Annotated in this window: 18 protein-coding genes and 4 pseudogenes; 12 read left to right on the top strand and 10 right to left on the bottom strand. The window is 72.7% G+C overall.

What is annotated here, in order from left to right:
• Nucleotides 1-24: 24 nt before the first annotated feature.
• Nucleotides 25-416 (bottom strand): annotated as a pseudogene (locus tag ET495_RS05995) (VOC family protein).
• A 40-nt stretch (nt 417-456) separates the two neighbouring features.
• Nucleotides 457-618 (bottom strand): annotated as a pseudogene (locus ET495_RS18505) (PrgI family protein); the annotation flags it as partial.
• A gap of 54 nt (nt 619-672) precedes the next feature.
• Between ET495_RS18505 and ET495_RS05985 the strand changes: the two are divergent.
• Together ET495_RS05985 and ET495_RS05980 are read left to right on the top strand one after the other, a co-directional pair.
• Nucleotides 673-930, top strand: coding sequence for an antitoxin (locus ET495_RS05985; protein WP_129203421.1), 258 nt, complete (start codon nt 673-675; stop codon nt 928-930).
• Nucleotides 861-1,280, top strand: coding sequence for a type II toxin-antitoxin system PemK/MazF family toxin (locus ET495_RS05980; protein ID WP_342770153.1), 420 nt, complete (start codon nt 861-863; stop codon nt 1,278-1,280). Before ET495_RS05985 ends, ET495_RS05980 begins: the two co-directional genes overlap by 70 nt.
• 10 nt (nt 1,281-1,290) lie before the next feature.
• Here the strand turns inward: ET495_RS05980 and ET495_RS05975 are convergent, their stop codons facing one another.
• Nucleotides 1,291-1,965, bottom strand: a complete 675-nt coding sequence (locus tag ET495_RS05975; RefSeq protein WP_129203417.1) for an integrase core domain-containing protein — start codon at nt 1,963-1,965, stop codon at nt 1,291-1,293.
• Nucleotides 1,966-2,416: 451 nt separating this feature from the next.
• On the bottom strand, nt 2,417-2,821 hold the full coding sequence (locus tag ET495_RS05970) for a hypothetical protein (protein ID WP_129203414.1): 405 nt from the start codon (nt 2,819-2,821) through the stop codon (nt 2,417-2,419).
• A gap of 55 nt (nt 2,822-2,876) precedes the next feature.
• Between ET495_RS05970 and ET495_RS05965 the strand changes: the two are divergent.
• Nucleotides 2,877-3,119: pseudogene (locus tag ET495_RS05965) on the top strand (transposase); the annotation flags it as partial.
• Between the two features lie 22 nt (nt 3,120-3,141).
• On the opposite strand, the gene ET495_RS05960 reads toward ET495_RS05965, so the two are convergent.
• The 3 genes from ET495_RS05960 to metH all read right to left on the bottom strand — a co-directional run bounded on the left by ET495_RS05960 (nt 3,142) and on the right by metH (nt 8,270).
• On the bottom strand, nt 3,142-3,771 hold the full coding sequence (locus tag ET495_RS05960; RefSeq protein ID WP_129203412.1) for a nucleotidyl transferase AbiEii/AbiGii toxin family protein: 630 nt from the start codon (nt 3,769-3,771) through the stop codon (nt 3,142-3,144).
• A 10-nt stretch (nt 3,772-3,781) separates the two neighbouring features.
• Complete coding sequence (locus tag ET495_RS05955) at nt 3,782-4,501, bottom strand: type IV toxin-antitoxin system AbiEi family antitoxin (RefSeq protein ID WP_162616377.1); 720 nt, start codon at nt 4,499-4,501, stop codon at nt 3,782-3,784.
• A gap of 184 nt (nt 4,502-4,685) precedes the next feature.
• Nucleotides 4,686-8,270 carry a methionine synthase gene (gene metH / locus ET495_RS05950; RefSeq protein WP_245993339.1) on the bottom strand — a complete coding sequence of 1,195 codons (3,585 nt, stop codon included), beginning with the start codon at nt 8,268-8,270 and terminating at the stop codon, nt 4,686-4,688.
• Nucleotides 8,271-8,424: 154 nt separating this feature from the next.
• Between metH and ET495_RS05945 the strand changes: the two genes are divergently transcribed.
• The 4 genes from ET495_RS05945 to ET495_RS05930 all read left to right on the top strand — a co-directional run bounded on the left by ET495_RS05945 (nt 8,425) and on the right by ET495_RS05930 (nt 11,859).
• On the top strand, nt 8,425-8,673 hold the full coding sequence (locus ET495_RS05945) for a FeoA family protein (protein WP_129203408.1): 249 nt from the start codon (nt 8,425-8,427) through the stop codon (nt 8,671-8,673).
• Complete coding sequence (gene feoB, locus ET495_RS05940) at nt 8,670-10,580, top strand: ferrous iron transport protein B (RefSeq protein WP_129203406.1); 1,911 nt, start codon at nt 8,670-8,672, stop codon at nt 10,578-10,580. The genes ET495_RS05945 and feoB overlap by 4 nt, the downstream gene beginning before the upstream one ends.
• Before the next feature lie 22 nt (nt 10,581-10,602).
• On the top strand, nt 10,603-10,851 hold the full coding sequence (locus tag ET495_RS05935) for a hypothetical protein (protein WP_129203404.1): 249 nt from the start codon (nt 10,603-10,605) through the stop codon (nt 10,849-10,851).
• Between the two features lie 126 nt (nt 10,852-10,977).
• Nucleotides 10,978-11,859: a lysoplasmalogenase family protein gene (locus ET495_RS05930; protein WP_211340922.1), complete on the top strand. Its 882-nt coding sequence runs from the start codon at nt 10,978-10,980 to the stop codon at nt 11,857-11,859.
• Nucleotides 11,860-11,873: 14 nt separating this feature from the next.
• On the opposite strand, the gene ET495_RS17565 is transcribed toward ET495_RS05930, so the two are convergent.
• Nucleotides 11,874-12,602 carry an IS5 family transposase gene (locus ET495_RS17565; RefSeq protein ID WP_245993338.1) on the bottom strand — a complete coding sequence of 243 codons (729 nt, stop codon included), beginning with the start codon at nt 12,600-12,602 and terminating at the stop codon, nt 11,874-11,876.
• 171 nt (nt 12,603-12,773) lie between these two features.
• Here ET495_RS17565 and ET495_RS17560 point away from each other — a divergent pair, with 171 nt between their 5' ends.
• The 3 genes from ET495_RS17560 to ET495_RS05915 all read left to right on the top strand — a co-directional run bounded on the left by ET495_RS17560 (nt 12,774) and on the right by ET495_RS05915 (nt 15,324).
• A complete protein-coding gene (locus ET495_RS17560; protein ID WP_162616376.1) occupies nt 12,774-14,210 on the top strand; it encodes an RNA-guided endonuclease TnpB family protein in 1,437 nt (478 codons plus the stop codon).
• Between the two features lie 66 nt (nt 14,211-14,276).
• Entirely contained in the window at nt 14,277-14,987 is a 711-nt protein-coding gene (locus tag ET495_RS05920) for an alpha/beta fold hydrolase (RefSeq protein WP_129203400.1), read from the top strand.
• Between the two features lie 10 nt (nt 14,988-14,997).
• The gene (locus ET495_RS05915) at nt 14,998-15,324 is read left to right on the top strand and encodes a hypothetical protein (protein WP_129203398.1); all 327 of its coding nucleotides are present in this window, start codon (nt 14,998-15,000) and stop codon (nt 15,322-15,324) included.
• Nucleotides 15,325-15,372: 48 nt separating this feature from the next.
• On the opposite strand, the pseudogene ET495_RS05910 reads toward ET495_RS05915, so the two are convergent.
• Both ET495_RS05910 and ET495_RS05905 read right to left on the bottom strand, forming a co-directional pair.
• Nucleotides 15,373-17,867 (bottom strand): annotated as a pseudogene (locus ET495_RS05910) (DNA gyrase/topoisomerase IV subunit A).
• Nucleotides 17,868-17,920: 53 nt separating this feature from the next.
• Nucleotides 17,921-18,814, bottom strand: coding sequence for a DMT family transporter (locus tag ET495_RS05905; protein ID WP_129203396.1), 894 nt, complete (start codon nt 18,812-18,814; stop codon nt 17,921-17,923).
• A gap of 140 nt (nt 18,815-18,954) precedes the next feature.
• On the opposite strand from ET495_RS05905, the gene ET495_RS05900 reads away from it, so the two are divergent.
• Both ET495_RS05900 and ET495_RS05895 read left to right on the top strand, forming a co-directional pair.
• Complete coding sequence (locus tag ET495_RS05900; protein ID WP_129203394.1) at nt 18,955-21,687, top strand: bifunctional acetate--CoA ligase family protein/GNAT family N-acetyltransferase; 2,733 nt, start codon at nt 18,955-18,957, stop codon at nt 21,685-21,687.
• 75 nt (nt 21,688-21,762) lie between these two features.
• Entirely contained in the window at nt 21,763-22,368 is a 606-nt protein-coding gene (locus tag ET495_RS05895; RefSeq protein ID WP_245993337.1) for a DUF5998 family protein, read from the top strand.
• Nucleotide 22,369: the final 1 nt, after the last annotated feature.

Here is a 22,369-nt window from a genome sequence, read left to right as displayed (position 1 = left end):
GCCCTCCCCGACCGTGCGGCTTGCTCAGCAGTGGTCGGCGACGACCTCGGCTTTGAAGCCTGCCGGGTTCTCCAGCCAGCCGGCGTAGTGCGCCGCGCCGCCGGCGTGGGGGTAGCGGTCCTGGTACAGCGGGGTCCAGCCGTGGGCGGGGGCGTCGGCCATGATCGCGTCCACCGCCGTCGTGGAGCCGGCGTGGAACGCGAGGTGGTTCAGCCCCGCGGTTCTGCGGTCATGGACCGGGCTCGTCATGGTCGTGACGTCGTGATGGTCAGGTACGCGCCGCCCGCGGACCACGATTGTCCCGAGGGCCACTCCTGGTGAAGGTGGAAGCCGACTCGGGTCAGCAACCAGCCCCACTGCGCGGCAGCGGAGTCGAGGTCAGCGACCCACAGCTCGACGTGATGGATACCCGGCACACGTCGATCTTCCCAGGCCGAGCGGCGCCCGCTGGGCCGGTCACGTCAACGGCAGCGCCGCGCGCGCGAACGTCCGTGTCTGCTGCCCCCAGAGCCGCCGTGTCGCGCAGGAGGCTTGGATCGCGACCTGTTCGACGGCGGCGACGGCGCGATCGAGCTCGTCCCGCGTCGGGGCGCTGACCGCGATGAGGCCGGAGTCGCGCTGAGCTGACCTCTCAGCGTGGGACCTTCGCAGAAGCGAAGTAGGATCGTCGGTATGACCGCTGGTGCGATGGGTCGGGAGACCGTCAAGCTCAGTGCGAGCCTGCCGGCCGCAGACGTGGCGTACCTGGAGCGCTACGCAAGGCGCCACCGACTGCCGTCGCGATCGGCCACACTGCACGCCGCGGTACAGGCCCTTCGCGAACGCGAGCTCGAAACGCAGTACGCGGAGGCGTATCGCGAGTGGGAGGAGTCCGGAGAGGCGGCGATCTGGGACGCGACTGCTGCCGACGGGATCGAGCCGGTCGCGTGAGGCGTGGCGAGGTCTGGGCGGTCGAGCTTGACCCTGCGCGAGGCTCGGAGGCATCCAAGACAAGGCGGTGCGTGATCGTCTCGCGCGACGCGAGCAACAAGGCCGTCGAGACGCACGGGAGGGGCGTCATCACGGTGGTTCCGTTGACGTCGTCCGTTGCTCGAGTTCTTCCCTTCCAGGCGCTGATCCCTGCGGAGCCGGGGAATGGACTCGACCACGACTCGAAGGCTCAGGCCGAACAGGTCCGCTCCGTGGATGTGTCGCGGCTGGTGGCCCGCGTCGGGACGCTTCGCTCCGAGCATGTGGGTGCGGTGGACGACGCGCTGATCACTCACCTGGGCCTGGACTGATCGCACCGGATCAGACGATCTCGGTTGCGCTCCTGGTGGCTCCTGCGGGCGCCCGACAGAATGGCGTCAATTGTTTGAACGACTGGTGAAACCGCGCGTTGTCAACCTGTCTGGAGTCGTTCGAGTTCTTTCTTGCGTTCCTCGGGCAGGTTGATTCCGACGTACCCGGCCGGGGCGGGTGTGCGCGGGGGCCTGCGGAACCGTTCGGGGTGGGAGTCGTAGTAGGCGCGGTGGACGTGTGAGCGTTCGGTCCAGCGCTGCCGCCAGGTGCCGTCGTGGACCCGTCCGGCGAGAACAAGGCGATGCCGGAGTGCTTGTGGTTCGCGTTGTACCAGGGCACGTAGGCGTCGACGTGGGCACGGGCCTGGTCGAGGCTGTCGAACGCGCCGGGGTAGTTCGGGCGGTACTTCATCGTGCGGAACTCCGACTCGGAGAACGGGTTGTCGTTCGAGACCCGGGGGCGGTTGTGCGTCTGGGTGACTCCCAGGGGTCCGAGCAGGTCTGCCAGTGCTGTCGAGCGCATCGCCGGCCCGGAGTCCGCGTGCACCACCTGGGGTGCCCCGTGGGCGGCGAACGCGGCGGTGAACATCTCCACGGCGAGGTGGTCGGCCTCACGGTCCTCGACCCGGTGACCGACGAGCTTGCGGGAGAAGATGTCGATGATCGAGTACGCCTTGAACGCCACACCGCGTCACGGTGAGCGCAGGTCGGTGATGTCCCAGGACCACACCTGCCCGGGGCAGTGGCCTCGAGCACGGGCGCGGCCCGGGGCGTGCGGGCCTGCCGGCGGGTCGGGGCCACCGGCCGGGACGTCTGATCGGGCAGTGCCGCCGCGATCCGCCACCAGGAGCGGCGCGAGGCCAGCATCACCCCGTCGTCCCATGCGCTGGCGAAGGCGTGGTCGACCGACAGCCCTGCCGCCCAGCCCGCGGTGATCCGCGCCGCGACCTGCGCCCGCTCGGCCGTGCTGATCCGCGACGGATACACGCGCTCGGCATGTGGAACCGGGGTGGCCACCCGGGCGCGCGGGTGGCGGCGGTAATGCCATGTCGAACGAGACAGCCCAGCCAGACGCAACGCCGTGCGCTGCGACCCGGTCATGGTGGTGAGCTCGGCGACCAGCGCGTTCTCCGCCGTCAGGAACCGGACCGATCGGGCGTCGTCGGGCGCGCGCCGGGCTCTTGCTCGTTCATCGAGTGCAAGAGCCCGATAGCTTTTCCCAGCGCACCGTTCGTCTCCTCCAGCTCGCGGATGCGCGCGGTCAGACGCGCGACCTCGGCCTCGTGCCCGGCACGTTCCTTGAGATGGTGGCGCTCCACGGCCGCGCGCTGGCCAGGGGTGGTCTTCACCGCCCCACTGTCTCGCGGGATCAGGCCCCGGTCGAGATCACCGTCGAACACCGCCAGCCGCCACCGCCGCAGCCGGTCATACGACACCCCCTGCTCCGCCAGCCACCGGGCCTTACGCCCGAACGGCTGCGCCGCGTACGCGCAGACGAACTCACGGATCTCCTCCGCCGTGAACCCCGCACTGATCGACACCAGGCAACTCCCTCGCTGATCGCGAACTGACTCACAACCAGCCTGGCGGAGAGGGAACAATCCCAACGAGCGTCTCAACAAGGAGATCCGCCGCCGCACCGACGTCGTGGGGATCTTCCCCAACCGGGACGCCATCGTCCGCCTCGTAGGCGCCGTCCTGGCCGAGCAGCACGACGAATGGGCCGAAGGGCGCCGCTACCTCTCCCTCGACGCGCTCAAGCGGGCACGAACCCCACTGACCGTCATGACGACCGACGTCGTCCCGACCCAGGCCCTCACGATCGGAGCCGCCGCCTGACCTGACCCAGCACTACGAAGGATCAGAAAGCGCTACACCACTCCGCGGGGCTTGACCGGAAGTGCTCGCGGATCCAGACGAGGTCGTAGACGTCGCGTGCCGTCGTCGTGCGGTTGAGGCGGGCGATCTTCTCGGCGACGTTCTCTTCGATCCGGACCGACTTGATGAGGGGGAGTGGACCGCCGTAGGTCGAATGGATCGGGAGCGGCACCCAGGGCCGCGCTTCAGGCTCGAGCCAGGGTGGCGGGTTGACATCGAGCTTGGCATCGAGCGTGCCCGTGGTTCCGAAGGTGCTCTCGACGACAAGCGACGGCTTGCCGCGGCGTTCCGTTATGGCGTAGCTGAACACGCCGAGGCGAAGGCCCTCTATTGCCTCGCGGAGCAGGTCGACGACGCTCTCGGTCGGCGTGCCGATGTCTGCGACGGAGAAGTCGAGGTCGATCGAGAACCGTCCGGCCTGGCCCGCGTAGAACTTGCGCAGTGACGTGCCGCCCTTGAACGCGAGCTCGTCGAGCAGTCCGAGGTCGTGCAGGTGTCGCAGGAGGAGGTCCTGCGCGACGTCCATGATGGCGGCCTCGCGCCCGGCCGAACCTGATTGGCCGGCGTGGCGGACGATGTGACCGACGGTGATGTGCGGCTCGTAGTCGCTCATGGCTGTCGCGTCACCCTGGAAGCATCGTCGGATCGAAGGGCAGGATCGTGTCGGCGATCAGCCAGGGCGCGCTGTTACGAATGGTTCTTGCCCTCGGGCCGAACCAGACCTTCCCTGCACTGCGTGCCGGGACGAATGGCTCAGCGAGATCGGGGCGCGATCCGCTGAGGAGATAGCCGACCCGACGTTGAACGGCCTCGGGGCGGCCATCGACCTCAGCCTGAAGGTTCGATCCGTCCGCCAATGCGGCGAGCTCCCCGAACCACTCGCCGACCGAGGCCCAACGGACGACTGATGGCGCGGCGGCCAGGTGGACGACGATCGACTCGACGGCGTGCACCGGCACGCCCTTGAGTCGTGTACGAGGGAGCCGGGCGTCGAAACGCACTGCGGTCGTCTGCCGGGCCAGCCCGGCGGGGAGCCGGGAACCGATCGGGACGGCGATGTCGAGCTTGGCGGGCACACGGTCGGCGAGGCTGTGCGCCCAGGCTGCCGTGTGCAGGCACAGGGCGGCGTCCAGTGAAGGGTCACGGTCGAGCGCGGCGCGCAGCGGCGTCGTCGGATCGCCGTGGCCGAACGGCCCAGCATGCGCTCCTGGTGCGAACTCCCACACCCCGCGTGTGCCTGTCGGGAGCAGCCAGCCGGCTTCGCGGAGGCGGTGAGCGATCAACCGCGGTTCGGTCCTGATCCCGTGCCGGGTCGCTATCTCCGCGATCTGGGCAGCCGTCACGGCGACGGGCTGCTCGAGTTCGAGGTCCTCGACGACGGGCGCGAGCGAGCGCGAGAGCGTGCGAGACACGGAGATCACCTCATCACAGGGACGGATGTGCACCTGAGAGGTGAGGCTAGATCGCCGGAGCGAGCAGTGTCAACGGGTCCGCAGATGTTTCGGCAACAGAAACGAATCTGTTGTTTCAGACACTGAAGTACTTGGCCTCCGGATGATGCACCACGAACGCATCCGTGCTCTGCTCCGGGTGCAGCTGCAGCTCCTCGCTGAGCACCACCCCAGCCCTCTCGGCCCTCAGCAGCTCCACGACCTTGCGCCGGTCCTCCATGTCGGGGCAGGCGGGGTAGCCGAGCGAGAACCGCGCCCCGCGGTAGTCGAGCTTGAACAGGCCGTCGACGTTTGCCGGCTCTTCGGAGGCGAACCCGAGCTCTGCTCGGACCCGTGAGTGCCAGTACTCGGCGAGCGCTTCGGTGAGCTGGACGGACAGCCCGTGCAGCTCGACGTACTCGCGGTAGGCGTTGGCCTCGAAGAGCCGGGCGGTGTGCTCGGAGACCGTCTCGCCCATGGTGACGAGCTGGACGGGCAGCACGTCGAACTGCCCGGTCTTCTCGACCCAGGCGCGTGGCCGGAAGAAGTCGGCGAGGCACAGGTGCCGGTCGCGCTTCTGCCGCGGGAAGTGGAACCGCAGCCGTTCGGTGCCGACCGGGCCGCCTGAGCCGCCGTCGGGTCCGGCGTGGTGGGCGACGACGACGTCGTCGCCCTCGGACCATGCGGGGAAGTACCCGTAGACGACGGTGGGGTCGAAGATGTGCTCGGTGCGGGCCCGGTCGAGCCAGGCCGCGAGCCGTGGCCGGCCCTCGGTCTCGACGAGATCCTCGTAGGTGGCCTCGTTGGACCCGCGTCCGGGCTTGAGCCCCCACTGGCCCATGAACGTGGCGCGTTCGTCGAGGAATGCGGCGTAGTCGCCGAGCGGGATGCCTTTGACGATGCGCGTGCCCCAGAAGGGCGGTTCGGGGACGGGGTTGTCTGTCGCGACGTCGGAGCGTGCGGGCATCTCCGCGTCGGGCGTCTCGACGAGCTCGACGCGGGCGTGGCGCCGCTTCTTGAGGGGTGGCAGGCCGACGGCGTCGGGGGCGGCTCCTCGTGCGACGCGGACCAGGGGTTCCATGAGGCGCAGGCCTTCGAACGCGTCGCGCGCGTACCGGACGGTGCCGGGGTAGGCGGAGGCGAGGTCGTCCTCGACGAAGGTCCGCGTGAGCGCGGCTCCGCCGAGCAGCACGGGCCAGCGGTCGGCGAGCCCGCGCGCGGCGAGTTCTTCGAGGTTCTCCTTCATGACGACCGTCGACTTGACCAGCAGGCCCGACATGCCGATGACGTCGGCGTCGTGCTCCTCGGCGGCGTCGATCATGGCGCTGACCGGCTGTTTGATGCCGATGTTGACGACCTTGTAGCCGTTGTTGGTGAGGATGATGTCGACGAGGTTCTTCCCGATGTCGTGGACGTCGCCGCGCACCGTGGCGAGCACGATCGTGCCCTTGGTGCCGGACGATCCTTCGACCTTCTCCATGTGCGGTTCGAGCAGCGCGACCGCCGTCTTCATCACCTCGGCGCTCTGCAGCACGAACGGGAGCTGCATCTGGCCCGAGCCGAACAGCTCGCCGACCACCTGCATGCCGCCGAGCAGGTGGTCGTTGACGATGTCGAGCGCCTTCATGCCGGCGGCCAGCGCTTCGGCCACGTCGTCGTCGAGGCCCTTCTTGTTGCCGTCCACGATGCGGCGGGCGAGGCGTTCGCCCACGGGCAGCGCGGCGAGCTCGGCCTCGCGCGCGTCGCGCAGCGCCGCGGAGTCGACGCCGGAGAACAGCTCGAGCAGGTGGGCCAGCGGGTCGTGGACGAGCTCTCCGGCGGCGTCGTACCGACGGCGGTCCCACACGAGGTCGAGCGCGGCCTCCCACTGCTCGTCCGGGATGGCGGTGCGCGGCAGGATCTTGGCCGCGTGCACGATGGCGGAGTCGAGGCCGGCGGCGACCGCCTCGTGCAGGAACACCGAGTTGAGCACGGTGCGGGCTGCCGGGTTGAGCCCGAACGACACGTTGGACACGCCGAGGGTGGTGTGCACGCCGGGGTACTTCGCGGTGATCTGGCGGATCGCCTCGATGGTCTCGATGGCGTCGCGTCGCGTCTCCTCCTGGCCGGTCGCGATGGGGAAGGTCAGGGCGTCGACGATGATGTCGTCGACCCGCATCCCCCACACCTGCACGAGCGTGTCGATGAGGCGCGAGGCGATGGCGACCTTGGTCTCGGTAGTGCGCGCCTGCCCCTGCTCGTCGATGGTCAGGGCGACGACGGCGGTGCCGTGCTCCTTGACGAGCGGCATGATCCGGTCGAACCGCGAGCCCGGCCCTTCGCCGTCCTCGAAGTTCACGGAGTTGACGACGGCGCGCCCGCCGACGAGCTCGAGCCCGGCCTGCAGCACGGCGGGCTCGGTCGAGTCGATCACGAGCGGCAGCGTCGAGGCCGACGCGAGGCGGGACACGACCTCGCGCACGTCGGCGACGCCGTCGCGCCCGACGTAGTCGACGCACACGTCGAGCAGGTGCGCGCCCTCGCGGGTCTGCGCGCGGGCGAGGTCGACGATGTCGTCCCAGCGGCCTTCGAGCATCGCCTCGCGGAAGGCCTTGGACCCGTTGGCGTTGGTGCGCTCACCGATCGCCAGGTAGCTGAGCTCCTGCGTGAGGTCGGTGGGGGAGTACAGCGAGGCGACGGCGTTCTCGCGCTGCACGGCGCGCGTCGGCAGCGCTGCTGCGCGGACGGCGTCGACGACCTGGCGCAGGTGCTCCGGCGTCGTGCCGCAACAGCCGCCCACCAGGCCCAGCCCGAACTCGCGCACGAACTGCGTGTGCGCGACCGCGAGCTCCTCGGGCGTGAGCGGGTACGTCGCGCCGTGCGGGCCGAGCTCGGGCAGGCCGGCGTTGGGCATGCACGTGACCGGCAGCTCGCTGTGCTGCGACAGGTAGCGCAGGTGCTCGCTCATCTTGTCGGGGCCGGTCGCGCAGTTGAGGCCGAGGGTGTCGACGCCGAGGGACTGCAGGGCGGTCAGCGCCGCGCCGATCTCGGAGCCCATGAGCATGGTGCCCGTCGTCTCGACGGTCACGGACACCATGACGGGCACGGTGCGCCCGGCGGCGGTCATGGCGTCGTGCGAGCCGGTGACGGCGGCCTTGGCCTGGAGCAGGTCCTGCGACGTCTCGATGAGCAGCGCGTCCGCGCCGCCCTCGAGCAGGCCCGTGGCCTGCTCGGCGAACGTCTCGCGCAGGTGCGCGTACGTGGTGTGGCCCAGGGACGGCAGCTTGGTGCCCGGGCCCATCGAGCCCAGCACCCAGCGCGGACGCTCCGGCGTGGCGGCGGCGTCGGCGCGTTCGCGAGCGATCGCGGCGCCGGCGCGCGCGAGCTCGCGGATGCGGTCGTCGATGCCGTAGTCGCTGAGGTTGGACCAGTTCGCGCCGAACGTGTTGGTCTCGATCGCGTCGACCCCGGCCGCGAGGTACGCGTCGTGGACGGCCGCGATGATGTCGGGCCGCGAGGCGTTCAGCACCTCGTTGCAGCCTTCGTGGCCTTCGTAGTCCTCGAGGGTCGGGTCGGCCGCCTGGATCATCGTCCCCATGGCGCCGTCGGCCACGACCACCCGCGTGCGCACCGCCTCCAGGAGGGCGGCGGCACGGGCGTCGGCGGGGGTGGTGTCGCGAGGGGATGAGTCCACAGGTGTCACGGGGGAAGCGTACGGTCGCACGCCGCATCAGTGGGGAGAGGCCCGATTTCTCGGCGCTTCTGCCGGGTTCGCATGCCACTGCCGGGCGTGAGAGTGATCACACAGTGCCACCGGCCCTACAGGCAAGCCTTACCTCAGGCGTACGGTGCCGACCGTGGACCTGAGACTGTGCCCCGCGGGCACCTCGGCGGAGGTGCGGTGGGTCGACCTCGACGACGAGGAGCGCACCCGGCTGCGCGAGCTCGGCCTGCGCGAGGGTGCCGTCGTCCATGTCGTGCACTGCGGGGCGTTCGGCAGCCGTGTGGTCGCCGTCGGGGCCGACAGGTTCGCGATCGACGGGCGCACGTGCGCGTGCATCGGCGTCGACCCGCTGGTGCCGCAGCTCTCCAGGGCGCCCGCGTGAGCTGCCACGACGCCGCCCCGAGTCCCGGCGACGTCATCGCCGCGGGCACCCCGGCGATCGCCCTGGTCGGCAACCCGAACTCGGGCAAGTCCACGCTCTTCAACGCCCTCACCGGCGCGCGCCAGACGGTGATGAACGCGCCCGGCACCACCGTCGAACTCCAGACCGGGTCCTGGCGCCGCGGAGCGCAGCGCATCGCCGTGGTCGACCTGCCCGGCACGTACAGCCTCGTGCCCCGCTCGCCCGACGAGCAGGTTGCCGTGGACTACGTCCACGGCGCGTCCGCGCTCGGGCGTCCCGACCTCGCCGTCGTCGTGCTCGACGGGGCAGCGCTCGCCCGCTCGCTGTACCTGCTCGCCCAGGTGCGCGAGACGGGCACACCGACCGTCGCGGCCGTCACCATGCTCGACGTCGCCACCGCGCGCGGCGTGCGACCCGACCTCGAGGCCCTCGCCGACGCGGCCCAGGTGCCCGTCGTCGCTCTCGACCCGCGGTCGGGCACGGGCCTGGAGGCGCTCGGCGGCGCCGTCGAGAGGATGCTCGCCGACTGCCGCTGCGAGGCCGACGCGCCGCACCCGCGTGACGACGACGACCGGTTCGCGTGGACCCAGCGCGTGCACGCGGCGGCCGTGCCCGCGCCGCCGGCGGTGCCGGTGCGTTCGGTCTCGGACCGCATCGACCGCCTGCTGCTGCATCCCCTGCTCGGCGTCCCGGTGTTCCTCGCGGTCATGTGGGCGGTCTTCCAGCTCACGACGGCGGTGGCGTCGCCGCTGGTCGGCGCCGTCGGAGGGTTCTTCGACGGGCCGCTCGCCACCTGGCTGCGAGGCGCGCTGCCCGGGCCCGCCTGGGTCTCGGGACTCGTGGTCGACGGGGTGCTCAGCGGCGTGGGGACCGTCCTGTCGTTCGTGCCGCTGCTGGCGCTCGTGTTCGTCGCCATCGGGCTGCTGGAGGACTCGGGGTACCTCGCCAGGGCCGCGTTCGTGGCCGACCGCGCGCTGCGGACCATCGGGCTCGACGGGCGGGCGATGGTGCCGCTCGTCATCGGGTTCGGCTGCAACGTGCCCGCCATGGGCGCCACGCGCACCATGCCCGACGCACGCCGCCGGCTGCTGACCGGGCTGCTCGTGCCCCTGACCTCGTGCCCCGCGCGCCTGACGGTGTACGTGCTCGTGGCCGGCACGTTCTTCCCCCGCGCGGCCGGCACCGTCGTGTTCGGGCTGTACGTGCTGTCCGGGCTGCTGGTGGTGCTCGGCGGGCTCGCGCTGCGTACGACGGCGTTCCGCGACCTGCGCCGCACCCGCCCGCTCGTGCTCGCGCTGCCCGCCTACCACGTGCCGCGCCTGCGGTCGCTGCTGCTGTCGACGTGGACGCGCGTGGCCGCGTTCGTGCGCGGCGCCGGCGGCATCATCGCCGGCACCCTCGTCGTCGTCTGGCTGCTCAGCGCGATCCCCGTGACGGGAGGGCACGCCGTCGGCGACGTGCCCGTGCACGAGTCCGCGTACGGGCGCCTCGCCGACGGCATCGCCCCGGTGCTCGCGCCCGCGGGTCTCGACGACTGGCACGTCGCGTCGGCCCTGACCACCGGGTTCGTCGCCAAGGAGGTCGTGGTCGGGGCGCTCGCGCAGTCGTACTCGCTCGACGCGGCCGACGCGAGCGCCGCGTCACCGTCGGGAGCGCTCGGCGACCGGCTGCGCGACACCCTCGGGGAGTCCTCGGGAGGGCACGCGACCGCGGCGGCGCTCGCGTTCCTCGTGTTCGTGCTCGCCTACACCCCGTGCCTGGCGACGGTCGCCGAGCAGCGGCGCGTGTTCGGTGCCCGCTGGGCGGTGGGCGCCGTCGGCGTCCAGCTCGCCGTCGCGTGGCTGCTGGCCGTGGCCGTGTTCCAGGTGGGGCGGGTGCTCACGTGAGACCGGGCGCGGGTGTGACGCCGTGAGCGTGCTGACCGACGTGCTCGACGCCGTCCGGCGCGGCGTCCCGGGGGAGCGGCTCGGCGCGTACCTCGGCGTCGACGACGGTCTCGCCGAGCTCGCGCTCGACCACTGGGTGCGACTGGGGATCGTGACCCCGGCGGGGGACCTGCACCTGGGTTGCACGGCGTGCTCGGGCCTGACCGGCACGGCCGGCACGCAGCCCACGCAGCGCCCGCCCGGGTGCGGGGGGTGCCCCTTCTCGCGCTGACCTCGTCCCGCGCGGTCGCCTGCCGAGGCCGCTCCGCTGCGGCGGCACGGCGGGGAACGGCACCGCGCGGCGGGTGCTCGTTGCCGTGGTGCGCGGCGGATCGCTGCTGCCGCTAGGTTGGGCGTCGTGAGCGACGTAGGTCACACCTCCGACGGCGGCACCCGGTCTGTCGAGGGCGCGGGCGGTGATCGCCTCGGCGAGGGGGTCGATCCGCGTCCTGTCCCCGTCCCTGGCGGGCTCCTGCCGGCAGGCTTCTTCGAGCCGGTCGCCCGGCGGCTGGAGCCGTGGCTGCCGAGCCCGGGCGCCCGTGCGTGCTTCATCGCGCTCGTGGCCGTGACCGTCGTGAACGTGGCGGCCCATCTGCCCCTGTACGTGCTCGGGCACGACCTGCCGGGCGTCGCCCGGACGACGCAGTGGCTGCTGATGCCGCTGCTTGCCGCGGCGCTGTGGCTGGCGTCGGCGCCGCCGAGGCCGCGGCTGGTGCGCCTCGCCCTCGTCGCTCTGCTGTGGTCGTGGGCGGGGGACGTGGTGCCGTCGTTCGTCCCCCCGTCCATCTCGTTCGTCGTGCTCATGGCGTTGTTCCTGGTCGCGCAGGTCGCCTACGTCGTGGCGTTCGCGCCGTACCGCGAGGCCAGCGTGCTGCACCGGCGGCGCGCCGTCGTCGTCGGGTACGGCATCGTCTACGGGGCCGTCGTCGTGGCGGCCGGGGTGAGGGTCGCCCCGTTGGGTGGCGCCGCCGTGCCGTTCGTCGCCGGGCTGGTCGTGTACGGGGCGGCACTCGTGACGATGGCGGTGCTCGCGACGGGCGTCGACCCGCTCGCGGGCATCGGCGGCGCACTGTTCCTCGTCTCCGACGGGCTGATCGGGGCCGCGCAGGTGCTGCCGCCCGAGGTGCTGGCCGTGCTCCCGCCCGGCGTCCACGGGGCGGCGGTGATGGTCACGTACGTGGCGGCGCAGGCGCTGCTGGTCGCGGGCGTCCGGCGGCGGAGTGTCGGGGCTCGCGTCTAGAGCCTGTCGAACAACTACCTGCAGCGGTCGAGCCGGCGCAGGAGTAGCTGGATCTGGGACAGGATGGCGAATGCTTCGTGGGCGGTGGGGGTGGCTTCGTGCTGCCGTACGAGGCGGCGATGCCGGTTGATCCGCCCGTTCGTCCGCTCGACCACCCGCCGGTGTGGTTGAACGGTGAAACCGCTGGCAGGCTTGGGGCCGGAGACGATCTGGAACTGGATCCCAGCCTTTGCCGCAGCGTCAGCGGGCGCCTGGCCGGTGTAGCCCTTGTCGGCCCACACGTGCGCTACGGGGGGGCAGGGGTTCTTTGCGAGGAGGTCGGCGAACGCGACCCGGTCCTGGTCGTTCGCTGCGGTCACGTGGGCGGCCAGGAGCCGTCCGGCGGTGTCGACGAGGATGTGGCGTTTGATCCCGTCGACCTTCTTCGCGCTGTCGAAGCCGCGCTCGCCGGGCACCGGGGTGGACTTGACGGACGAGGAGTCGACAACGGCCGCCGTCGGCCGCTGGTCGCGGCCGTCTTGGACGCGGTCCTCGGCGCGCAGGACAGCGAGGACCTGCTCCCACAGCCGTCTGTTCGTCCATCTGGTGAAGTGCTTGTGCGTCGCGGACCAGGTGATGGTGAAGTCGTGCGGGAGCGCCCGCCACGGGATGCCCGTGGTCACGACGAACAGCAGCGCGTCGACGTACTCACGCCACCGGTGCTCACGGCACGGCCGCCCGCCACGGGTGTGGGCTGGGATCACGAGCGCGCTGATCCGCGACCATGCGGTGCCGGTCAGGTCGGACGGGTACTGGCGGCGCGGGCGGGAGCGGTCACACCCACGGCATCGTCGCCGTCAGGCCTGACATCCCTGGTCGTGTCGGTGCCCGCCGGTAGCGTCCTGGTCGTGGCCCGGCATACGACGTTCCAACTGGTGGCTGACCCCACCGCGAAGCAGGCGCGTGCCCTGGCCCGGCACGAGGGCGCCGCACGGTTCGCGTTCAACCAGGGCCTGCGACTGCACCTGAACGCCCGCCAGGCATCCAAGAACGCCACCGAGGTGCTCACCGGCGACGACCCCGACGCGGTGTTGGTCCCGTGGACGGGGTTCGACCTCATCAACGCGTTCAACGCGTGGAAGAAGACCGAGGACGCCGGCCGCCGCTTCGTCGTCGCCGCCGACGGGACTGCTGATCTGGAGGTCACAGGTCTTGCGTGGCGCTCGGAGGTATCCGCGCAGGTCTTCGAGGAAGCCGTCGTCGACCTCGGCAAAGCACTGGGGGCGTGGACCAGCTCCCGGCGCGGCAAGCGCGCCGGCCGGCCGGTCGGGCACCCACGGTTCAAGAAGAAGAACTACGAGCGCGGCTCATTCCGCCTGCGCAACAAGACCTCCAAGACGAGGACCGGCCAGCGGACCACGATCCGTCTCGGCGAGGCCGGTCCCCGCTCGGTCACGCTGCCCGGGATCGGCGCCATCAAGGTCCACGACGACACCCGCCGCCTGCGGCGCATGCTCGCCAAGGGCCGGGCACGGATCGTGTTCGCAACCGTCTCGCGGCGTGGCGGCCGGTGGCGCATCAGCTTGAACGTCGAAGCCGCCGACCTGCACCCCGCCGCCCAGCACCCCGCCCGTGACGACGCCGATCACGCTGGGTGGGCCGGTGTGGACCGCGGGCTGCACGCACCCGTCGTCGCCGCTACCCGCGATGGCAGCGAGGTGCTGCGTGTGGCCACGGCACCCAAAGCGTTGCTTACCGCGCAACCGGTCACCCGGCGACTCCAGAAGTCGGTGTCTCGCAAGGTCAAGGGCTCCGCCAGCCGGCGTGCCGCCGTGCGCCGCCTCGCCCGTCACCACGAGCGGGTCCGTGCCCGCCGTCACCACTTCCTGCACCAGGTCTCGAACTCGTTGGTCCAGACCCACGACCGGCTCGTCATCGAAGACCTCAACATCACCGGCATGCTCGCCAACCACCGGCTCGCCGCAGCGATCTCCGATGCGGCCTGGGGTGAGCTCGCCCGCCAACTGCGCTACAAGATGGCCTGGCGCGGCGGGCAAGTCGTCACAGCGGACCGGTGGTTCCCCTCGTCGAAGACCTGCTCGGCCTGCGGTGATGTGAAGACCACGCTCACCCTCGGCGACCGCGTCTTCACCTGTGAGAACGAGGACTGCGGGCTGACGATCGATCGCGACCGCAACGCCGCGATCAACCTCGCCACCTGGGGCGAACAGCACCACACCACCCAGGTCCTGGACCCCGAAGCACGAGGCCAGGTCACCAACGCCCACCGACCAGACGGCTCTGGCCCGCGCACACGCGCAGACGAAACCAGCCGGGATGACGTGGGAACCCTCACCGCCACCGCGGCATAAGGACGTCCGAGAAGGACGCTGCCGTACACCTCACCGAGGTTGTTCGACAGGCTTTAGTGTCGTGTGATGGACATCATCCTGGTCCCAGGGTTCTGGCTCGACGCCTCGGCGTGGGACGACGTCGCCCCCCTGGTCGTGGCCGCCGGCCATGACGTCCACGCCCTCACCCTGCCGGGCCTGGCGCCGGGCGAGGACCGCTCACGCGTCCACCTCGAGGATCACGTCGAGGCCGTGGTCGCGGCCGTAGACGACGTGCCCGGCGAGCGGAAGGTCGTCCTCGTCGGCCACTCCGCAGGCGGCGGACTCGCCTACAACGCGGCCGGTCGGCGCCCCGAGCGGGTCGCGCGCGTCGTGTACGTGGACTCCGGGCCGATGGGCGAGGGTCAGGCCGTGGGGAGCGACCTCGACCCGGCGGTCATCGACCACGAGCTGCCGCCATGGGACGAGTTCGAACCGGCCGACCTGGTCGACCTGACGGACGACCTGCGGGCCGCGTTCCGCGAGAGGGCGCTGCCGCAGCCCGGGCACACCGTGCGCGAAGGGCACCACCACCCCGGGGACCCTGCCGCGCGGCGCGCGGTGCCCGCCACGGTCATCGCCTGCGAGTTCCCGGCCGCGCAGATCCGCGCCCTCATGGCGCAGGACCACCCGTACGTGCGCGAGCTCGCCCACGTGGACGACGTCGAGATCGTCGACCTGCCGACAGGTCACTGGCCCATGCTCACCAAGCCGGCCGAGCTCGCGGCGGCGATCCTGGCGGCCGTCGAGCGAGACTGAGGCCGAGCTGATGTCGACGTGGGGCGACGTCGAGCGGATCGCCCTGCGGCTCGCGGGCGCGCGGCGCGGCTCGGCGCCCGACGGCGCGCCGACCGTCGTCGTCGGCAGGCACCCGTTCGCGCGGCTGCGGCTCGGCGACGAGGGGCGCGAGGCGGTGCAGTTCTGGTCGCTCGACCTCGACGCCGGTTCGGCGCTCGCCGCCGAGCACGACGTGTTCTTCCGCGTCGACACGTTCGCGGTGAAGGCGAGCGTCTGGGCGTGGCTCGACCGCCTGGACGAGCAGGAGCTCGCCGAGATCCTCACCGACTCCTGGCGCGCCCGCCGGGGCGTGCGCTGAGGCCGGCTCACGCCCCGACGGGCGACGCCGGCCCGACGCGGTCGCGACTCAGCCGAGCGCGGCGACCGGGCCCGCCAGCGGCGTGCCCGACCCGTCGCGGCGGTGGTCCGGTGCGGGGAGATCGACGGGCTGGCCGCCACTGCCGACCGCCCGCGCCGGCGCCTCGCCGACCCACGCGAGAACCAGCCGGTCCTCGCCCTTGAGGAAGCGGTGCGACCGCACGCCGCCCGTGGCGCGCCCCTTGCCGGGGTAGAGCTCGTACGGGGTCACCTTGACCGAGCCGCTGCCCACGCCGGGAAGCTGGGCGCTCGACCCGGCGACCGTCACGACCGTCAGCTCGGGCCGGACGGCCGCGCGTGCGACGCCGAAGAACACGACCGACTGCCCGGGCGCGAGCTTGATGCCGGCCATGCCCCCGCGGCGCGGCCCTGGGGCCGGACGGCGGCGGCGTCGAAGTGCAGCAGGCTTGCGTCGGAGGCGATGAAGACGAGCTCGTCGTCGTCGCCGACCGGGGCCGCCCCGACGACGGTGTCACCGTCCTTGAGGGCGATGACCTCCCACTCGTCCTTGTTGCTCGGCACGTCGCCCGCGGCGACGCGCTTGACGACGCCGCCCGCGGTGCCGAGCGCGAGCGTGGGCGCGTCGTCGGCGAGCGACACGACGGCCAGCGCCTCCTCGCCTGCGGCGAGCTCGGCCAGCTCGGTGACGGGGATGCCGCCCGACAGCGACGGGGCGCCGTCGGTCTGGGGGATGGCGGGCAGGTCGAGCGCGGAGACGCGCAGCAGGCGCCCGGCCGAGGTCACGAGCCCGATGTCGGCGCGCGTCGTGGTCGCGACGTCGCCGCGCAGGGCGTCGTGCGCGTGGCGGCGCCCGGCACGCGTGACGGCCGCCTCGGCGTCCTCGCCCGACGTGCGGGCCAGCAGACCCGTCGCCGACAGGAGCACCCGTGTGGGGGAGTCGGCGATCTCCAGCGAGATGGCCGGCGTTCCGCGGCCGCGCGCGGAGCCCGCGCCGGGCGCGGCCGCCGCCGACGTCGCGGCGGCGCCCGCGGAGTCGAGCAGCACCGTGCGTCGTGGCGTGCCGTAGGTCGCGGCGACATCGGCCATCTCGCCCGAGACGACGCGCCGCAGCACCTCGTCCGACCCGAGGATCTCCTCGAGCGTCGCGATCTCGCGTTCCAGCTCCGACTGCTCCTTCTCGAGCTCGATGCGCGAGAACTTGGTCAGGCGGCGCAGCTGCAGGTCGAGGATGTACGTCGCCTGCGGCTCGGAGAGCTCGAACACGCTCATGAGGCGGTCGCGCGCGATGCCGGCGTCGTCGGAGGACCTGATGACCTGGATGACCTCGTCGATGTCGACGATCGCCAGCAGCAGGCCCTCGACCAGGTGCAGGCGTTCCTTGCGGCGGCCGAGCCGGTAGGTGGTGCGGCGGCGCACGACGTCGATGCGGTGGTCGACCCACACCCGCAGCAGCTCGAGCAGGCCCAGCGTGCGGGGCTGACCCTCGACGAGCGCGACGTTGTTGATGCCGAACGAGTCCTCGAGCGGCGTCGTGCGGTAGAGCTGCTCGAGCACGGCGTCGGGGTCGAAGCCCGTCTTGACCTCGACCACCAGGCGCAGCCCGTGCTGCCGGTCGGTGAGGTCCTGGACGTTGGCGACGCCCTGGATCTTCTTGGCCTTGACGCCGTCGGCGATCTTCTCGACGACCTTCTCCGGGCCCACCAGGTACGGCAGCTCGGTGATGACGATGCCGCGCCGGCGGGGGGTGATGCTCTCGACGCGTGCCGTGGCCCGCGTGCGGAACGTGCCGCGGCCGGTGCGGTAGGCGTCACGCACGCCGTCGAGGCCGACGATCTTGCCGCCCGTCGGCAGGTCGGGGCCGGGGACGAACCGCATGACGTCCTCGAGTGTGGCGTCGGGGTGGGCCAGCAGGTGCCGTCCCGCGGCGACGACCTCGACGAGGTTGTGCGGCGCCATGTTGGTGGCCATGCCGACGGCGATGCCGCTGGCGCCGTTGACCAGCAGGTTGGGGATGGCCGAGGGCAGCACCTCGGGCTGGGTGAGCTTGTTGTCGTAGTTCGGCACGTAGTCGACGACGTCCTCGTCGAGCCCGGCCGTCATGGCCGTCGAGGGCGGGGCCAGCCGCGCCTCGGTGTAGCGCGGGGCGGCGGGGCCGTCGTCGAGCGAGCCGAAGTTGCCGTGCCCGTCCACCAGGGGCAGCCGCAGCGAGAAGTCCTGCGCGAGCCGCACGAGCGCGTCGTAGATCGCGGCGTCGCCGTGCGGGTGCAGCTTGCCCATGACCTCGCCGACCACGCGCGAGGACTTGACGTGCGGGCGGTCGGGCCGCAGGCCCATGTCGGCCATCATGTACAGGATGCGGCGCTGGACGGGCTTGAGGCCGTCGCGCGCGTCGGGCAGGGCCCGGGCGTAGATGACCGAGTACGCGTACTCGAGGAACGACGTCTCCATCTCCGAGGCGACGTCGATGTCGACGATCTTCTCGTCGAACGGCTCGACGGGGGGTGCGGCGGGCTTGCGCGCCATCGGAGTGCGGCTCCTGCGGGGTCGGCGGGTTCGGACGGACGTTCGACCGCATGCTAGCCCGCCCGGGCCGTGGCCTCCGCGATAAGCGCGCGGCGTGGCCGCCACGTCGCGAGGAACGCGCCGACGAGCACGAGCGGGAAGCCCACGAGGATTCCGGCCGTGATCGGCTCGCCGAGGAACAGCACGCCCGCGACGAGGGCGACCGCCTGGTTGAGGTAGGTGATGACGGTCGCCGGGGCGGGACCCACCTCGGCGATGAGCGCGAACAGCAGCACGAACGCGAGCGCCGTCGGCACGAGCCCGAGCACGACGACGGACGCGACGGCCCCGCCCGAGGGTGCCGTCGCAGGCCACGTCGCGATCGCGAACGGCGCGTACACCAGCGAGCAGAAGGTCAGGGAGACGGCGTTGACCGCCACGGGGGACACCCCGCCGAGCGAGCGCGCCACGATCATCGGCCCGACGGCGTAGCACAGCGCCGTGGCGAGCACCTGGAGCACGGGGCGCAGCGCGGCGCCCTGCGCGGCGTCGACCCCGGCGAGCGCGGCGACGCCCGCGAGCCCGACCAGGAGCCCGGCCACCCGCCGGACGGGCAGGCGGCGTTCGATGCGCAGCACCAGGGCGAGCGCGGTCGCGAAGATCGGCACCGCGGCCACGAGGAGCCCCGCGAGCGACGAGGTGATGTGACGTTCCGCGTCGGTCAGCAGCCACCACGCCGTCGCGATCTCCACGCTCGCGTACGCCAGCACCACGGGCCAGCGGCGCAGCACGGCGCGCAGGTCGCCCGAGCGCACGGCGAACGGCAGCAGCACGAGCGCGCCGATGACGCATCGCCCCAGCACGACGACGGCGGGCGACAGGTCGGCGACCGCGATCCGGATGAACAGGTACGGGATGCCCCAGATGAGCCCGAGGGACCCGAAGAGCACGGCGCCGCGCGTGGTCATGCTTTCCTCCTCGCCGGGCCGCCGGCCGGGCTCCCGGCGGGCGCCGCACCGGGCAGCGGGGGAAGCGTAGACCGCAGGTGCGACACGGCGTGTCCGACGCCACCGGGTGAAGCGCGGGGCGGCCCCGATAGCCTGGGCGGGTGAACGAGACGCCGGCATACCCCGTGGCCTGGGAGGCCGACGTCGTGCTGCGTGACGGCACCACGACGCACGTGCGCCCGATCGTGCCGGACGATGCGGACGCGCTGCAGCGCTTCCAGATGCACCAGTCGGAGCGGTCGTCCTACTACCGGTTCTTCGCGCCCGTGCGCAGCCTGACCGACCGCGAGCTGGAGAAGTTCACGAACGTCGACCACACCGACCGTGCCGCGCTGGTCGCCGTGCGGCCCGGGCCAGACGAGCCGAGCGTCGAGGACATCATCGGCGTCGCCCGCTACGACGTGGTCGAGCCCGGGCTGGCCGAGGTCGCGTTCAACGTCGCCGACTCCGTGCAGGGCATGGGCCTGGGCTCGGTGCTGCTGGAGCACCTGGCCGCGGCCGCGCGCGAGCGCGGGGTGCGGCGGTTCACGGCCGACGTCCTGCCGCAGAACGGCACGATGCTCGCGGTGTTCCGCGACGCCGGCTACGGGGTGCGCCAGCAGATCGACGACGGCGTGGTGACGGTGTCGGTCGACCTCGATCCGACCGAGCGCTCGCGCGAGGTCATGGCCGACCGCGAGCACCGCGCCGAGGCGCGCAGCATGCAGGCGCTGCTGTCGGCGCGGCGCGTGCTGCTCGTGGGCCCCGGCCTGCCGCAGGACGACGGCGGCGACGCCCCCGGGGCGCAGAGCGCGGCGCTGCTGGCCCAGCGGGTGATCGACGCGGCCGTCGCCGACCCGGGCGACACCGAGCTGTTCGTGCTCGACGCGCCGTGCGCGGTGCTGCCGGACGCGCCCGCGCTGCACGCCGTCGCGACCTGGGACGACGTGCCACCCGTCGACCTCGTGCTGCTGTCGCTGCCCGCGGTGCACGCCGTCGCCGCGGTCCGGCGCCTGGCCGGGACGGGCGCGCGCGGCGTCGTCGTCCTGTCGGCCGGGTTCGCCGAGACCGGGCCCGGCGGCCTGGAACGCCAGCGTGAGCTGCTGCGCGCGGCGCACGGGCTGGGCATGCGCGTCGTGGGACCGGCGTCGTACGGCATCGTCACCACCGTGCCGGGCGCCCGGCTGCGCGCGAGCCTCGCCGACCGCGCGCCGGCGCCGGGCGTCGTGGGGCTGTTCTGCCAGTCCTCGCCCGCGGCGGTGACGCTGGCGGCGACGCTCGAACGGCGTGGCCTGGGGGTCTCGGCGCTCGTGTCCGCGGGGCACCGCGCGGACGTGTCGGGCAACGACCTCATGCAGTACTGGCTCACCGACCCCGCCACGCAGGTCGCCTGCCTGTACCTCGAGTCGATCGGCAACCCGCGCAAGTTCACGCGCGTCGCGCGGCGGCTCGCGGCCGAGAAACCCGTCGTCGTGGTGGTCGCGGGCAGGTCCGGCCAGGTGGTCCCGCCCGGTCACGCCGTGCGCGCCACGAGCGCGCCGCGGGCCATGCTCGACGCGATGCTGCGCCAGGCCGGGGTGATCCGCGCCGAGAACACCCACCAGCTCATCGACATCGCGCAGGTGCTGGCGCACCAGCCGCTGCCGCGCGGCGGGCGGGTCGGGATCCTCGCGAGCTCGGCCGCTCTCGCCGCCCTCGTCGCCGAGGCCGCGGCGGCGAACGGCCTCGTGGTCGCCGCGTCGAGCGACTTCCTCGCCCCCGAACGGTCGGCCGACGACGTGCGCCGCAGCGTCGAGGCGCTGTACGCCGACGACGCGTGCGACGTCGTCGTCGTGGTCGACGTGCCCGTGGTGATGCCGCGCGGCGACGTCGTGGCGCGCACCGTCGCGCAGGCGGCCGCGCGTACCGGGCGCACCACCGTCGTGTCGGTCGTGGGCCTGCACGGCCTGCCCGACGAGCTGGCCGCGACCGCGCCCGACGGGTCGACCGTGCGGGTGCCCGCCTACTCGACGCCCGAGGACGCCGTGGCCGCGCTCGGCAAGGTGGTCGGCTACGCACGCTGGCGCGAGCAGGACCACGGCGCGCCCGTGCGGCCGTCCGGGGTCGACCGCACCCGCGCGCGCAGGATCGTCGAGCAGGTGCTCGCGTCGGGCGGGACGCCCGACGACGGAGCGCTGCTCGACGACGCCACGGCCGCGGAGCTGCTGGGCTGCTACGGCCTGCACCCGTGGCGTGCGGCGAGCGTCCGCACCGCCGACGAGGCCGTGGCGGCGGCCCAGGAGCTCGGCTGGCCCGTGGCGCTCAAGACGGCCGACCAGGTGCTGCGGCACCGCACCGACCTGGGCGGCGTGCGCCTCGACCTGGGCGACGCCGACGAGCTGCGCGACGCCGTCGAGCGCATGACGGCCGTGGCGGTCGCGACCGGGATCGAGCCGGTCCTCGAGGTCCAGTCGATGGCACCGGCGGGCGTCGCCGTCGTCGTGCGCTCCGTCGAGGACCCGCTGTTCGGGCCCGTCGTCTCGTTCGGGCTCGCCGGCGACGCCGTGGACCTGCTGGGCGACGTCGCGTCGGCCGTCGCACCCCTGACCGACGTCGACGTGCGCGACCTGGTGCGGGCCGTGCGCGCGGCTCCGCGCCTGTTCGGCTACCAGGGCGCCCCGCTCGCGGACGTCGACGCGGTCGAGGACGTCGTGGCGCGCGTCGCGGTCATGGCCGACGACCTGCCGGAGCTGGCGTCGCTCGAGCTGTACCCGGTGGTCGTGGCCGAGCGCGGCGCCTCGACGCTGCACGCGGCGGTGCGGGTGCGGCGCGCGACCGAGCGGCGCGACCCGCTGCGGCGCGTCCTGCCCGCGTGATCAATCGGCGTCGCCGCTCGTGATCCATCGGGGGACGACCGCCGCCGACGGTCGCCGGGGTGGAACAATGGGCCGGTGCCACACGCCGACCGTCCTGCCGCGTCCTCGACCCTGCCCGCCGACCTGCACGCCGAGATCGTGCGCGCCGGCTACTACCCGCAGCTCGTCGTCGACGTGCTCGACGTGGCGCTCGGGGGCGAGTCGGTGGTCAGCCACCTCGTGCAGGCCGAGACGACGTTCGACTCCGAGGTGCGCCGCCACCTGACCGTGCTCGCGCTGACCGGCACGCGTCTGGTCTCCGCGCACGTCGACGACCACGAGGGCGACCACGCGCACCCGTCGTCGGCCGCAGCGACCACCGAGGCCGTCCCGCTGGCCGAGATCAAGTCGGTCTCGCTCACGCACGTGGTGGCCGAGCCGGCCGCGTACCGGTCCGGCCACGGCGGCGAGCACACGTCCGAGCTGAACCTCGCCATCGGCTGGGGCTCGGTCTCCCGGCTGGAGCTCGAGCCCGCGACCTGCGGCGACCCGCAGTGCGAGGCCGACCACGGGCTGACCGGCCAGCTCATGCCGGACGACGTCGTGGTGCGCGTGTCGAGCGCCGCCGAAGGACCGGACGCCGTGCGCAGGGCGCTCGCGTTCGCGCACCGGCTCTCCGCCGCGACGACGCGGCGGGCCTGAG

The sequence above is a fragment of the Xylanimonas allomyrinae genome (assembly GCF_004135345.1).
In the GTDB taxonomy this organism is placed as follows: Bacteria; Actinomycetota; Actinomycetes; order Actinomycetales; family Cellulomonadaceae; genus Xylanimonas; species Xylanimonas allomyrinae.
The sequence above is the reverse complement of the archived record's forward strand: the minus strand, read 5'-3'. Positions and strand labels throughout refer to the sequence as shown.

Excerpts from the sequence above, each read along its gene's own strand:
- ET495_RS05905 (WP_129203396.1), bottom strand. The coding sequence starts at position 18,814 with ATGACCACGCGCGGCGCCGTGCTCTTCGGGTCCCTCGGGCTCATCTGG.
- ET495_RS05915 (WP_129203398.1), top strand. The coding sequence starts at position 14,998 with ATGTCGACGTGGGGCGACGTCGAGCGGATCGCCCTGCGGCTCGCGGGC.
- ET495_RS05920 (WP_129203400.1), top strand. The coding sequence starts at position 14,277 with ATGGACATCATCCTGGTCCCAGGGTTCTGGCTCGACGCCTCGGCGTGG.
- ET495_RS05985 (WP_129203421.1), top strand. The coding sequence starts at position 673 with ATGACCGCTGGTGCGATGGGTCGGGAGACCGTCAAGCTCAGTGCGAGC.
- ET495_RS05960 (WP_129203412.1), bottom strand. The coding sequence starts at position 3,771 with ATGAGCGACTACGAGCCGCACATCACCGTCGGTCACATCGTCCGCCAC.